This is a genomic window from Stappia indica (assembly GCF_001696535.1).
GTDB lineage: Bacteria > Pseudomonadota > Alphaproteobacteria > Rhizobiales > Stappiaceae > Stappia > Stappia indica.
Genome location: NZ_MBQE01000002.1, coordinates 41,366 through 55,090 on the forward strand (window position 1 = coordinate 41,366; position 13,725 = coordinate 55,090).

The 13,725-nt window shown below is 65.7% G+C and carries 14 protein-coding genes; 11 read left to right on the plus strand and 3 right to left on the minus strand.

Annotated features, from left to right (window positions below; translation table 11 throughout):
• Nucleotides 1–123: 123 nt before the first annotated feature.
• Entirely contained in the window at nucleotides 124–471 is a 348-nt protein-coding gene (locus BBX35_RS08185) for an ArsC family reductase (RefSeq protein WP_067218482.1), read from the plus strand.
• A gap of 10 nt (nucleotides 472–481) precedes the next feature.
• Here the strand turns inward: BBX35_RS08185 and BBX35_RS08190 are convergent, their stop codons facing one another.
• The 3 genes from BBX35_RS08190 to BBX35_RS08200 all read right to left on the minus strand — a co-directional run bounded on the left by BBX35_RS08190 (nucleotide 482) and on the right by BBX35_RS08200 (nucleotide 3,327).
• On the minus strand, nucleotides 482–1,297 hold the full coding sequence (locus BBX35_RS08190; RefSeq protein ID WP_067218484.1) for a creatininase family protein: 816 nt from the start codon (nucleotides 1,295–1,297) through the stop codon (nucleotides 482–484).
• 114 nt (nucleotides 1,298–1,411) lie between these two features.
• Nucleotides 1,412–2,755, minus strand: a complete 1,344-nt coding sequence (locus BBX35_RS08195) for an 8-oxoguanine deaminase (protein WP_067218486.1) — start codon at nucleotides 2,753–2,755, stop codon at nucleotides 1,412–1,414.
• A 185-nt stretch (nucleotides 2,756–2,940) separates the two neighbouring features.
• The gene (locus BBX35_RS08200; protein ID WP_067218489.1) at nucleotides 2,941–3,327 is read right to left on the minus strand and encodes a RidA family protein; all 387 of its coding nucleotides are present in this window, start codon (nucleotides 3,325–3,327) and stop codon (nucleotides 2,941–2,943) included.
• A 535-nt stretch (nucleotides 3,328–3,862) separates the two neighbouring features.
• Between BBX35_RS08200 and BBX35_RS08205 the strand changes: the two genes are divergently transcribed.
• From BBX35_RS08205 to BBX35_RS08250, 10 genes are all read left to right on the plus strand, one after another.
• Nucleotides 3,863–4,888, plus strand: coding sequence for an ABC transporter substrate-binding protein (locus BBX35_RS08205; RefSeq protein WP_067218490.1), 1,026 nt, complete (start codon nucleotides 3,863–3,865; stop codon nucleotides 4,886–4,888).
• 62 nt (nucleotides 4,889–4,950) lie between these two features.
• Entirely contained in the window at nucleotides 4,951–5,784 is an 834-nt protein-coding gene (locus BBX35_RS08210) for an ABC transporter ATP-binding protein (protein ID WP_067218493.1), read from the plus strand.
• Between the two features lie 63 nt (nucleotides 5,785–5,847).
• A complete protein-coding gene (locus BBX35_RS08215) occupies nucleotides 5,848–6,723 on the plus strand; it encodes an ABC transporter permease (RefSeq protein ID WP_067218496.1) in 876 nt (291 codons plus the stop codon).
• A gap of 4 nt (nucleotides 6,724–6,727) precedes the next feature.
• Complete coding sequence (locus BBX35_RS08220) at nucleotides 6,728–8,047, plus strand: cytosine deaminase (RefSeq protein WP_067218497.1); 1,320 nt, start codon at nucleotides 6,728–6,730, stop codon at nucleotides 8,045–8,047.
• A 3-nt stretch (nucleotides 8,048–8,050) separates the two neighbouring features.
• Nucleotides 8,051–9,451 carry an FAD-binding oxidoreductase gene (locus tag BBX35_RS08225; protein ID WP_067218500.1) on the plus strand — a complete coding sequence of 467 codons (1,401 nt, stop codon included), beginning with the start codon at nucleotides 8,051–8,053 and terminating at the stop codon, nucleotides 9,449–9,451.
• Nucleotides 9,452–9,461: 10 nt separating this feature from the next.
• Nucleotides 9,462–10,043 (plus strand): NAD(P)H-dependent oxidoreductase, encoded by a 582-nt coding sequence (locus BBX35_RS08230; RefSeq protein WP_067218502.1) that lies wholly within the window; start codon nucleotides 9,462–9,464, stop codon nucleotides 10,041–10,043.
• On the plus strand, nucleotides 10,043–10,630 hold the full coding sequence (locus tag BBX35_RS08235) for an NAD(P)H-dependent oxidoreductase (protein ID WP_067218505.1): 588 nt from the start codon (nucleotides 10,043–10,045) through the stop codon (nucleotides 10,628–10,630). Before BBX35_RS08230 ends, BBX35_RS08235 begins: the two co-directional genes overlap by 1 nt.
• Nucleotides 10,631–10,827: 197 nt before the next feature.
• A complete protein-coding gene (locus BBX35_RS08240) occupies nucleotides 10,828–11,298 on the plus strand; it encodes a MarR family winged helix-turn-helix transcriptional regulator (RefSeq protein WP_067218507.1) in 471 nt (156 codons plus the stop codon).
• A gap of 256 nt (nucleotides 11,299–11,554) precedes the next feature.
• A complete protein-coding gene (locus BBX35_RS08245) occupies nucleotides 11,555–12,496 on the plus strand; it encodes a DMT family transporter (RefSeq protein ID WP_083206132.1) in 942 nt (313 codons plus the stop codon).
• Between the two features lie 84 nt (nucleotides 12,497–12,580).
• Nucleotides 12,581–13,714 carry a LacI family DNA-binding transcriptional regulator gene (locus tag BBX35_RS08250; RefSeq protein ID WP_208979800.1) on the plus strand — a complete coding sequence of 378 codons (1,134 nt, stop codon included), beginning with the start codon at nucleotides 12,581–12,583 and terminating at the stop codon, nucleotides 13,712–13,714.
• Nucleotides 13,715–13,725: the final 11 nt, after the last annotated feature.

Below are 13,725 nucleotides of genomic sequence, written 5' to 3' on the forward strand. Positions count from 1 at the left end.
TCCCGCCGCGTGCGGGACGGTCATGTCTTCCGGACCCGGCCTTGACGTTGCAAGCGCCGGTCGCCCATCCTGCGGCGACCCTTGGCGATGTCTCGCCAACCCCTCCTGTCAGGAACCCTGACCATGGCCGCCACCCTCTACGGTATAGCCAATTGCGACACAGTGAAGAAGGCTCGGCGTTTTCTCGACGAAAACGGCGTTGCCTACACCTTTCACGACTACAAGAAGGCCGGCGTCGACGAGGCCCTGCTGCGATCCTTTTTCGAGGCTTTCGGACGGGAGGCCGTCGTCAACACACGCGGCACCACCTGGCGCAAGCTGCCGGACGAGGCGAAAGCCAGGGCCTCGGATCAGGCCGGGGCGCTCGCCGTGCTGATGGAAAATCCGTCCGCGATCAAGCGGCCGATCTATCATGACGGCGACCGCTGGCTGATCGGCTTCGATCCGGCGTCCTGGGCAACCTTGCGCTGACGCTCCTGCCTCAGGCCTCGCCGTCCGGCTTCCACAGCCGGTCGAGGTCGAAGGCGTGCATGTCCTTCAGGAGATCGACGAAGCCGCGTGCGGCATGGTCGAGGGAGGCCTCGCCCTTGGCGGCGTTGGCGGCTGCGGCATTGCCGACCGTGCCGGCCGGGTTGAGGTCCTGTGCCTTCCAGCCGAACTGGGCCGGGCCGTGGCCACGCAGATGCTTGAACTCGCGCAGGAAGTCGAGCTGGGTGGAGCGGAAATCCTCCGCCTTGCGCATGTCGACCAGATCCGGGCGCAGGTACAGCATCAGCGACGTCTCGATGTCGCCGCCATGGATGCCGTAGGTAAATTCCTCGGCCGGGAAGAGATCGTGCGGCTGACCGAAGCGCGACCAGCCGGTCGCGGTGACCAGCATGTCGTGCTTCACGCGAAGCTCCCGCGCGACGATGTCGATCAGCGGCACGTTGCCGCCATGCGAGGTGACCAGGATCATCTTGCGCACGCCGGCGCGGAACACGCTCTCGCCGATCTCGATCCAGGCGCGGGTCGCCGTTTCCCACGACAGCGTCAGCGTGCCCGGCGAGGAGATGTGTTCGTTCGACTTGCCGACGGCCTGAACCGGCAGGAACGTCGCCGGCACGTTGCGCGGCAGCAGCTCCAGCACCCGCGAGATCTGGCCCTCGGCGATGCACGTGTCGGTGAAGACCGGCAGATGCGGGCCGTGCTGCTCTATCGCCGCGACCGGCAAAACCGCGATCCACGACGAGGTGTCGGCATTGGCGAAGTCGAAGGCGGTCATCTCGTGCCAGAAGCGGCGGGGCAGGTCGGTCATGTTTTGCAGCTCTCGTTGGCGTGGAAGCCCCGTTCTGAAGACGTCGGGGCGAAAGATGATGGGGCCGGGCGGAGAGCCCGGCCTGCAGTCATGTGGGTTTGGTCCGGCCGGACGTCAAAGCGCTTCGAGAAAGCGTTTGGCGGCAGCGCCGTGCTCGGCGCGCAGGCGCTCGATGTCGATATGGACCGGGCGGCCGTCGATCACCTTCCAGTCGCCGGCGACCATCACCCGGTTCGCGGTATGGGCGCCGCACAGGATCAGCGCGGCAAGGGGATCGCCGGCACCCGAGAAGCGCAGCTCGTCCAGCCGGTAGAAGGCGAGGTCCGCCTGCTTGCCGACGGCGATGGCGCCCAGGTCCTTGCGGCCGAGGCAGCGCGCCGAGCCTTCCGTCGCCCAGCGGTAGGTGTCGAAATGGGTCACCGAGGCCGCATCGTAGGTCAGCCGGTTGATCATCAGCGCGTGACGCAGGCTTTCCATCAGGTTGGAATTGTCGTTGGAGGCTGAGCCGTCGACGCCGAGGCCCACAGGGCATCCCGCCGCCTCGAGCTCCTTCGTCCGGCACTGGCCGGAAGCCAGCGTCATGTTCGATGTCGGGCAGTGGCAGACGCCGACGCAGGCATGGCCGAGGCGCCGCACCTCGTCGTCGTTGAAATGGATGCCATGCGCCAGCCAGACGCGCTCGTTGAGCCAGCCGCACTCCTCGAGATAGTCGACAGGGCGGCACTGGAAGTGGTGCAGGCAGTAATCGTCCTCGTCGATGGTCTCGCCGAGATGCGTGTGCAGGCGGCAGTCGAAGCGTTCGGCCAGCGTCACGCTCTCGCGCATCAGGCGCTTGGTGACGGTGAAGGGAGCGCAAGGGGCCAGTGCGACCTGGATCATCGCGCCCTCGGACGTGTCGTGATAGCGCGACAGGACCCGCTCGCAGTCGGCAAGGATCGTGTCCTCGTCCTGCACGACCGTGTCCGGCGGCAGGCCGCCGTCCTTCTGGCTGAGGTTCATCGAGCCGCGCGTCACCGTCATGCGGATGCCGAGACGCGTCGCCTCTTCCACCTGAATGTCCATCGCGTTCTCGAGCCCGGCCGGGAACAGGTAATGATGGTCCGAGGCGGCGGTGCAGCCCGACATCAGCAGCTCGGTCAGGGCGAGGCGCGTGCCGAGCCGGAAGGTCTCCGGCGTGACGTTACGGGCCCAGATCGGGTAGAGCGCCTGGAGCCAGGGAAACAGCTCCTTGTTGATGGCGCTTGGATGGGCGCGGGTCAGGGTTTGGAAGAAGTGGTGGTGGGTGTTGATGAGCCCGGGAATGACCACCTCGGAAGAGGCGTCATAGGTCTGGTCCACCGGGCTGGAGGGTTCCTGGCCGGCCGGCACGCATTCGGTGATGCGGCCATCCTCCACCACGATGCCGCGGGCGGCATTCTCGGCAAGGATTGCGAGCGGGTCCTTGATCCACATGCGCATGAAGGTACGTCCTGTCGTCGGGTCGACCTGCAGGCTTGGATAGCGGCGTGCTGCCGCCCGAGTTCCGCACAGGGAAAGGGTTGCATGATCGGCGCCGGCCGAAACGCGCCGAACGCGAAATCGACCCTAGCAGAGGCGGCGAAGACCCGGCAACGGGCTCCTGCGGCGGTGAGCGCGAATCACCTTTACGGCGCGGCGGCGATCACTTCCACCTCGACCACGAACTCGGGCCTCGCAAAGCCGGAGACGATCATCAAGGTGGAGGCGGGCGGCGGCGAGCCGGTGAACTCGTCGCGCGTCTTCATGTAGCCGGGAAGATGCTCGCGGCCGGTGACGTAGGCGTTGATCCGCACGATATCGGAAAGATCCATGTCGGCCGCCGCCAGGATACGGCGGATGTTTTCGAAGCAAAGGCGGGTCTGGCCTTCGACGTCGGCCGGCACCTCGCCTTGCGAATCGATGCCGAGCTGGCCCGAACAGACGACCAGCCGATGGCCGGCAGGAACCTCGATGGCATGGCTGTAGCGGGCGAACGGAGGGGCCATGTCGGCGGGCGTGATTGCGGTTTTCATCGGGATCTCCGGGATTGTCCGTCCGGCCCTCGGGAGCACTCGAACCTCGGGCGGCAGGAAGGGGGCGGAAGGTGTCGGCGGCAAGGCTAGCCGTATCCGGCCTTCGCGGGGAAGATCGATCCGCATTCCGAAGCGATCCGGGCTGATGAAATTTCCGGCGTAACCACAGGTCGTCATGCCGCTTTTTTGTGCGGACAAGCTGGGTTAGTGTGACGCGTCGATGCCGCGAAGCGCTGTTGAAGGGATCCTGCCTGGTCGGTTCTGCCATTGTCCCTTCGGCGCAGGTTCCAGAAACGGTTCCCGTCCTTGCAGGACTGTCAGAATTGACTGGTATCGTGAGGCGCGTGGCACGTCGATTGCTGTGCTGGGAGGAGATGGCTGCAATTTGAGCGTGGCCGATCCTCGAAGGCCGACCATACTCGGTCGGCTGTGGCGGTTCCCACTCGAGGAGCGCGGATCGCCCTCAAACAAGAACGACACGAACGGCCGGCAAGGCCGAAGCGAGTTTGGAGCATTTCTGGAGGCGAACAGCATCATGCGGACAGTTTCGAAGGGCGCCCTGCTTGGGGGCGCGGCACTTGCGCTTGTTTCGATTTCGGCGGGCGGTTCGCTTGCCCAGGAGGCGGTGACGTTCGGCACCAACTGGCTCGCCCAGGCCGAGCATGGCGGCTACTATCAGGCCGTCGCCGACGGCACCTACAAGGCTTGTGGCCTCGATGTCACCATCGTGCCGGGCGGTCCGCAGGTGAACAACCGGGCGCTCATGCTGGCCGGCAAGATCGACTTCCTGATGGGCGGCAACATGCTGCAGGCCTTCTTTGCCCTGCGCGAGGACATCCCGGTCGTCGTGGTGGCCGCCGATTTCCAGAAAGAGCCGCAGGTCATCATCACCCACCCGGGCAAGTACGAGAGCTTCGAGGCGATGGCCGGGACCGCGCCGCTGCTGATCGGCGACAACGGCTTTGCCTCCTACTACCAGTGGATGATTTCCGAGTTCGGCTTCACCGTCGAGCAGCGCCGGCCCTACACGTTCAACCCGGCGCCGTTCCTCGCCGATCCGGCGGCCGGCCAGCAGGGCTATGTGACGTCCGAACCCTACGCCGTCGAGCGTGCGGGCGGGTTCGTCCCCGACATCTACCTGATCGCGGACCACGGCTTCAGCACCTATGCAACGACGGTCGAGACGATGGCGGACACGATCGCCAACCGGCCCGAGGTCGTGAAGTGCTTCGTCGAAGGCTCGGCCATCGGCTGGACCAACTATCTGTACGGTGACAATTCCGCCGCGAACGACGCGATCAAGGCCGCCAATCCGGAAATGACCGACGAGCAGATCGCCTTCTCCATCGACAAGATGAAGGAATACGGCATCGTCGATTCCGGTGATTCCGAGACGATGGGCATCGGCGCGATGACCGACGAGCGCATGACCGACTTCTACCAGAAGATGGTCAAGGCCGGCGTCATCGAGGACGGGCTCGACATCAAGAAGACCTACACGCTCGAGTTCGTGAACAAGGGCGTCGGCCTCGACGTGAAGAAGAAGCTGACGGGGAACTGAACCGCCTTGTCCAGTCGCACAGCGATCCGGCCGGTCCGGCCGGCAGCAGAGGGAGGCGCGCGATGAGCGCCTCCCCGATCAACACGGCGGGGAGCGCAACCGCTCCCCGCTCTCCCATCGTCTCGCTGCAACGGGTGTCCAAGACCTTCGCCAACGCCACCGTGGCGCTGAAGGACATGACGCTCGACATCAACAGCGGCGAGTTCGTCAGCCTGCTCGGCCCGTCCGGCTGCGGCAAGTCGACGGCGCTGCGCATCATCGCCGGGCTGTCGAGCCCGACGGCGGGCCGGCTCGTGTGGCCGGACGCGCGACCCGGCGCGCAGCCAGGTGCGCAGGATCATGCCATCAGCTTCGTCTTCCAGGAGCCGACCCTGATGCCCTGGGCGACGGTGTTCGACAACGTGCACCTGCCGCTCAAGCTGAAGGGCCAGTCCGCCGACGCGTCGCGCAAGGCCGTGATGGAGGCGCTGGAAATGGTGGGGCTGGAGCGGTTCGCGACCAGCTATCCGCGCGAGTTGTCCGGCGGCATGAAGATGCGCGTTTCCATTGCCCGGGCGCTGGTGACGAAGCCGCGCCTGCTGCTGATGGACGAACCCTTCGCGGCCCTCGACGAGATCACCCGCTTCCGTCTCAACAACGATCTGCTGCGCCTGTGGCAGGAGTTCGGCTGGACCGTGATCTTCGTGACCCACTCGGTGTTCGAGAGCGTCTACCTGTCCAACCGGATCGTCGTGATGGCCGCCCGGCCGGGGCGCGTCGTTGCCGATCTTGCCGTGGATGCGCCGTATCCGCGGGACGAGACCTTCCGCACCTCGCACGCCTATTCCGACCATTGCCGCAGCGCGTCGGAGGCATTGCAGGCAGCGATGGCCGCCGAGGGTGACAGCGGCCACTGAGTTGCGGCGGCGGGTCGAGGCGACCTGCGCCGCTTTTTCGCCGACCAGCCAGAGGACGACCGCATGACGGCCAACCTGGACACGACCGCAAGCCCGAATGCCGAGGCGGCTGCGCCCGTCGATCCGGCGGAACTGCGCAAGGCGCGCCGCGAGCGCATCGACCGGACCGCGCGCTGGCTGCTGCCGGTGGTGGTAATGGTCGCGACCATTGCCTTGTGGCAGTGGTACGTGGTCGCCTTCAAGGTGCCCCACTACATCCTGCCCGGTCCCGACCGGGTGGTGCAGGCGCTCATTGCCGACTGGTCGATGCTGTGGCCGGCCCTGCTGATCACCATCGCGATCACGCTGGGAGCGCTGGTTATCGCCACCATCGGCGGTGTCGGCCTGGCGGTGCTCTTCGCCCAGTCGAAATGGGTGGAGATGTCGTTCTTTCCCTATGCGGTGATCCTGCAGGTGACCCCGGTCATCGTGATCGCGCCGCTGATCTTCATCTACGTACCCTCGAAGATCGCCGGCTTGCTGATTTGTGCGTGGATCGTCGCGTTCTTCCCGATCCTGTCGAACACGACGCTCGGGCTGAACTCGGCCGACCACAACCTGCGCAACCTGTTCCAGCTCTATGGGGCGACCCGTTGGCAGACGCTGCGCTATCTTCGCCTGCCAGCGGCACTGCCCTATTTCCTCGGTGGTCTGAAGATCGCCGGCGGCCTGTCGCTGATCGGCGCCATCGTCGCGGAATTCGTTGCCGGCACCGGCGGCCTCGGCTCGGGTCTTGCGTTCAAGATTCTGGAGGCGAGCTACCGGCTGAACATCCCGCGCATGTTCGCGGCCATCCTGCTCATCTCGGTCACCGGCATCATCATCTTCGCCAGCCTGAGCGTGCTGTCGCATCTGCTGCTGCGCCACTGGCACGAAAGCGCGATCAAGCGGGACTCCTGACCTGATGACCTATGCCGTGCCCGAAATTCCCGCAACCGGCAGCGTCCTGCTGGCCAATGCCACCGTGCCGAGCGCCGTCACCAACGGCACCTTGAACCATATCGGCGACGGTCTCGGCCGCGCGGATATCCTTCTCGAGCAGGGCGAGATCGCCGCCATCGCACCGCCGGGCCTGCTGGACCGGCGGAACGGCGTGACCGTCGTCGACCTCGACGGCGGGCTTGTGCTGCCGGGCTTCGTCGACATGCATACCCATCTCGACAAGGGTCATATCTGGCCACGCCGGCCGAACCCGGACGGCACTTTCCCTGGGGCGCTGGAGGCGGTGTCGGCAGATCGGCCGGCGCGCTGGACGGCAGCGGACCTGCGGCGGCGGATGGACTTTGCCCTGCGCTGCGCCCATGCCCATGGCACAGTGATGATCCGCACGCATCTCGACAGCATCCCGCCGCAGGACGACATCAGCTGGCCGGTGTTTGCCGAGATCCGGCAGGAATGGATGGATCGGATCGAGCTGCAGGCCTCGGCACTGTACGGCGTCGAGAGCCTCTTGATGCCCGGGTTTCTCGATCGGATCGCCGACACGGTGAAGAAGACCGGCGGCACGCTCGGGGCGGTCACCTACATGGTCGAGGGGCTGGAAGGGCACATCGACGCGCTGTTTCGCGCTGCGGCCGAGCGCGGTCTCGATCTCGACTTCCATGTGGACGAGACCGCGGACCCGCAGGCGCGCTCGCTGGCGCTCATTGCCGAGGGCGCGTTGCGCAACCGCTTCGAAGGGCGGATCGTTTGCGGCCACTGCTGCTCTCTGGCGCGGCAGGACGCGGACGAAGTCGACCGTACGCTGGATCTCGTGGCGCAAGCCGGGATCGGCGTGGTGTCGTTGCCGCTCTGCAACATGTACCTGATGGACCGGCAGGCCGGACGGACGCCGCGCTGGCGCGGCGTGACGCTGCTGCACGAGATGAAGGCGCGGGGCATTTCCGTCGCGGTCGCTTCGGACAACACGCGCGATCCCTTCTACGCCTATGGCGATCTCGACATGGTCGAGGTGTTCACCCAGGCGACCCGCATCCTTCACTTCGACCATCCTTCGGGCGACTGGATCCGCACGGTGACGACGACGCCGGCAAGCCTGCTCGGCGATCCGACGCGCGGGCGGATCGATGCGGGGTTGGCCGCCGATCTCGTGCTGTTCCGCGCCCGCAATTGGAACGAACTTTGTGCACGCCCGTCCGGACCGCGCCAGGTGTTGCGCGCCGGCATTGCCCTTGAGCGCACACTGCCCGACTATCGCGAACTCGACGATCTGATGGAGCCTTGAATCATGCATGACATCGCCGCACTCAAGACCGCCCTGGAAGGTCTGGCGATCGAGGACAACCCGCAGATCGTGCGGCAGAAGAGCCGCGACTTCTTCTGGTATTCGCCGGTTCTCAAGCGCCAGCTCGAGGACGTCACCGCCGACATCGTGGTCAGTGCGCGCAGCGAGGCGGACGTCATCCGCGTCCTGAAGGCCTGCTACGAACTCGACATCCCGGTGACGACGCGCGGCGCCGGAACCGGCAATTACGGCCAGGCAATGCCGCTGTCCGGCGGCGTCGTGCTCAGCCTTGCCGAAATGAACCAGGTGCTCGAAACCGGGCGCGGCTTCGTGCGGGCCGAGGCCGGCGCGATCATGTATGCCATCGACGAGGCCGTGCGCCCGACGGGCCAGGAACTGCGGATGCATCCGTCCACCTATCGGACAGCGACCATCGGCGGCTTCATCGCCGGCGGGTCCGGCGGCGTCGGGTCGATCAACTGGGGCGGACTGCGGGACTTCGGCAACATCATCTCGCTGAAGGTGGTGACGATGGAGGCCGAGCCGCGCGTGCTGACGCTGTCCGGCGAGGACATGCACAAGGTCAGCCACGCCTACGGCACCAATGGCGTCATCACCGAAGTCACCGTGCCGCTGACGTCGGCCTATGACTGGGTCGATGTCCTGGTCGGCTTCGACGATTTTGCAGGTGCAGCGCGCTATGCTGATGCGATCGCCAACCAGGACGGCATCCTGACCAAGGAGATCGCGCCCATCGCCGCACCGCTGCCGCACGACTATTTCCTGCGGCACCGCAAGTTCCTGCGCTCGGACCAGTCCGTTTGCGCGCTCATGGTGGCGCCGTTCGCAATGGATGCCTTCGCCGCCTTCACCCGGCGCCAGAAGGGGGCGGAGGTGGTTTATCGCTCCGATCTCGCCAGCGCGGAGGAGAGCAAGGGCCTCCCCCCCGTCTACGAGCTGACCTGGAACCACACGACGCTGCGCGGCCTGCGCGTCGATCCCTCGATCACCTATCTGCAGGTGCTCTATCCGTTCCCCGATCATGTTCAGAAGGCGGTGAAGCTGGCCGAGATGTTCGGCGATGAGGTGCCGGGCCATCTGGAGTTCGTGCGCTTCGACGGCAAGATCACGTGCTTCGGCCTGCCGGTGGTGCGCTACACGACCGAGGAACGGCTCAACGAGATCATCCGCATCCACGAGGATCTCGGCTGCCCGATCTTCAATCCGCATCGCTACACTCTCGAAGAGGGCGGCATGAAGCAGACCGATGCGGTCCAGCTCGCCTTCAAGGGCGAGGCGGATCCCAAGGGGTTGCTCAATCCCGGCAAGATGATCGCCTGGGAAAATCCGGATTTCGATTTCGCGGCCGAGCAGACCTTCCTGTTCCCCGGCCTGGCACGATAGGTCGGCGCCCTTGCGTGTGCTCCTCATCCATGCGCATCCGGTGGAAGAGAGCTTCTCCACCGCGCTGAAGAACGAGGCCTTGCGGGTGCTGGTTGCCGCCGGCCATTCGGTCGAGGAGTGCGACCTCTACGCAAGGGGCTTCGACCCGGTGCTCAGCCGGGAGGAGCGGCTCGCCTATCACGATGTCGAACGCAATCGCGAACCGGTTGCGGACTATGTCGAGCAGCTGATGCGGGCGGAGGCGATCGTCCTCGTCTATCCGGTCTGGAACTTCGGCTTCCCGGCGATCCTGAAGGGCTATTTCGACCGCGTCTTCCTGCCTGGCGTTTCCTTCCGCATGCGTGACGGCAAGGTCGTGCCCAATCTCCAGCACATCCGCCGGCTGGTCGCGGTGACCACCTATGGCGGCAGCCGGCTTCGCGCCTGCCTGGTCGGCGATCCGCCGCGCAAGCTGGTCCGCCGGGTGCTGCGGGCACTTATCGCGCCGACCGGGCGGCTGTCCTATCTGGCGCTCTACGACATGAACCGGATCGACAAGGCCGGGCGCAAGGCCTTCGTCGCGCGCGTGACGGCGGAACTCGAGAGGCTTTGATGCGCGTCCTGGTGATCTTCTGCCATCCCGCTTCCGACAGTTTTTCCGCGTCCCTTTGCAAGGCGGCGATGGAAACGCTCAGGGCCGCCGGTCACGAGACCCGTCTTACCGATCTCTATGCGCGCGGCTTCGATCCCGTGATGCAAGATGGCGAGTGGCGCCGCTACGCAGATCCGGCGGTCAACCGGGATCCGGTCGCCGAGCATGTCGACGACATCCTGTGGGCCGAAGCGCTGCTTTTCGTCTATCCGACCTGGTGGTACGGGCTGCCGGCGATGCTCAAGGGCTATCTCGACCGGGTCTGGATCCCGCATGTCACCTTCGACATCCCGACGGAGACCACCGGCACGCGGCCGCGCATGCAGCACATCCGCAAGATCGCGGTGGTCACGACCTGCGGCGCGTCCTGGCTGATCTCCAAGATTATCGGCGAGCCTGGCCGCAAGACGGTGTTGCGCGGTATCCGGGCGCTTTGCCATCCGCGCTGCCGCGTCCGCTACCTTGCCCACTACAAGATGGATACCTCCACGGACGACAGTCGCAGGCGCTATCTTGAAAAAGTGAAACGCAAGCTCGCGCGCTGGTGAGCCGTCTTTCCTGTCCGCTCCAATGCTCGGCTGCCTGACCGCGATTTCGCCGTGACGGCGAATCCCTTTTGATTCCTTGCCGTTCCGGACGCATTATGCGTGGCAGGACATCATGTCCGGGGATTGGCTGTGAAGCGTGGACGCGAGTTTCGTTCGCTGTCATCAAGCTTTCATTTGCCGGCATTAGAAGGCGAGACATGGCGTTCAATTACAAAAAGAGCGTGACGTTTCGCCTGGCCCAGACGGCCAAGGCCCATCGTTCGCGCGCAGGCATCCACCTCTCCCGGATCGGGCTTCATCCGGGTCAGGAAGCCGTGCTCAAGGTTCTGTCGGAAGATGATGGCCAGACCATGAGCCAGCTCGCGGCCGTGCTTTCGGTGCAGCCGCCGACCATCACCAAGATGGTGACCCGCCTTTCGGCGCAGGGCTTCCTGCGCCGCGCGGCCTCCGAAACCGACGGGCGCCTTGCGCGCGTCTTCCTCACCGACGAGGGCCGGGCGCTGGTCGAGACCGTCGACCGGTCCTGGAAGCGGCTGGAGCGCGAGGCACTGGCCGGCCTCGACGAGAAGGACCGCAAGAAGCTGCGCAAGCTGCTGCGGCAGGTCGAGAAGAACCTCGGCTCGCGGACCGTCGACGAGGTCGATCTCGAGGTCGACGACGCCGAATAGGCGAGGGTTTCATTCGTTCCCTTGGCATTCGCGAGGAGTGCGCCGGCGGTGCGCTCCTCGCCTTGCGTGTCCGCCCTGCGCAGGGCGATGGTCCGGGTTGCTTCCAGCGCATAGCGGGTGTGCATTTCCGCGACATGACAAGTCCCAGGATTCCCTGATCTACTCCCCATTAATAGGACAAATGCACGATTCCGGTCGTGACCGATGAAGTGCGTCGACCTGCCGGCGCCTGTCGGCAGACGAGTGAGGGTACATCTTGGATTCCCTGCAACGGGCGGTCAGCGGCTGGCGTCAGCTCATTCCCGAGCGTTTCGTCGGCATCGCGCTGATCTGTTTCGCCTTCCTGTGCTTCTCATGCCTCGATACGACGGCGAAGTATCTCGGCCGGTATCTGCCGACCGAGCAGGTCGTGTGGATGCGGTTCATGACGCATATCTTCTACGGTATCCTGCTGTTCCGTCTCTGGCGCACGCCGCAGGTGCTGCACACGCGCCGCTGGGGTCTGCAGATCCTGCGTGCGCTCTGCCTGCTGGGGTCGACGGCGTTCAATTTCTTCGCGATCCGCTACATGCAGCTGGCCGAGACCGTGTCGATCATGTTCGCGACGCCGTTTGTCGTCACGGCTCTGGCCGGGCCGCTGCTCAACGAATGGGCCGGCATGCGCCGGTGGATGGCGATCATCGTCGGCTTCATCGGCATTCTGGTCGTGACGCGGCCGGGCTTCGGCGAGATGCACTGGGCCGCTCTGCTCTCGGTCTGTTCGATGCTCTGCTACGCGATCTACGTGCTGACGACGCGGATGCTGACGCAGACCGACTCTCCCGTCGGAATGCTGATGATCTCGGCAATCGTCGCGGCAACGGCAATTGCGCCCTTCGGCATTTCCGCTTGGCAGATGCCTTCGAGCGCTTGGCACTGGGTGCTGCTGCTGGCGACCGGCGCGCTGGGCGGCATTGGCCATTTCGCCCTGATCCGCGCGCATGTGCTGGCGCCGGCGCCGGTGCTGGCGCCCTTCATGTACACGCAGATCCTGTGGATGGTGGCGCTCGGCTATCTCGTGTTTGCGGATGTTCCGACGGTCTATACCGTGATCGGCGCGTCCATCGTCACCGCTTCCGGCCTCTACATCCTGTACCGCGAGCGCAAGATTTCGCAGGCCGAGGTGGCGGCGGAGGCGGCCTCGCAGGGACGGGGGTAGGTTCGCCTTGTATGCGGTGCTGCGATGGGTGATCTTTCAATCGATTAGGGTCGCGAATACGCGAACCGGCGCGAGGGACGCATCGTGAGCGACAGATCTTCCCCGAACCGGGATCGTCCCGACAGGCCGACAGGCGAGGGCGCCACCGACCTTTCCGGAGCTGCGTCCGTGCGCGGCGCATCGCGCGGGGGGCATCGGCGCATCACGCTCGGCGACATGGCCGCCGAGCTCCAGGTCTCGACGGCCACCGTCTCCCTGGCCCTGCGCAACTCGCCGCTGGTCGCGGCGGAAACGCGCGAGCGGATCAAGGCGCATGCCCGCAGCGTCGGCTATATCTACAACCGGTCGGCGGCGGCGCTGCGCACGGCACGGTCGAACATGGTCGGCATTGCCGTCCACGACATTCTCAATCCCTATTTCGCCGAGATCTTTCGGGCGCTTGAGGACGAGTTGGGGCGAGAGCAACAGGTCGTCCTGATCTGCAACCACCGCGACGACGTCCGCCGCCAGCGCAGCTTCGTCGACAGCCTCCTGCAGCACCGGATCGATGGCCTGCTTCTGTGCGCTTCCGTCGACACCACCGCCGATGAGATCAACCAGCTGGTCGAGACCGGTATCCCGGTGACGCTGATCTGCCGCGATGTGGACGGCGCGCGCGCGCCGGTGGTGCGCGGCGACGACATCGCCGGAGGGCGGATGCTGACCGAGCACCTCATCGCGCAGGGGCATGAGCGCGTCGCCATGGTCGGCGGTCGGCGCCGTAGTTCTGCGGGCCGCGACCGCAATCTCGGCTGGCGTCAGGCCCTGGAAGCCGCCGGCCTCGATCCGGCAGCCCAGGTCGACATTCCCGAGCTGATGACGCAGGCCGACGGGCGCGAGGCAGTGCCGGCGCTCCTTGCCGCGCAGTCGCGCCCGACAGCCGTCTTCGGCTTCAACGACCTCATCTCCTTCGGCCTGATCGATGCGCTGAAGCGGTCCGGTGTCGAGCCGGGGGAAGGCATGGCGGTCGGCGGCTATGACGACACCGACGGGGCCGCTGGCGGATCGCCCTCGCTGACTTCCGTATGCAACAATCCGGGCCGCATCGGCCGCGAGGCGGCGGAGCTGATCCTGCGCCAGATCGGCGGGGAGGCCGTCGGCGACGAGCGTCGCATGATTGCGCCGGCCCTAAACATCCGCGAGAGCACCCCGCCGCCGGGAGGCGGCAAGGTGGGGTGACGACCTGCATC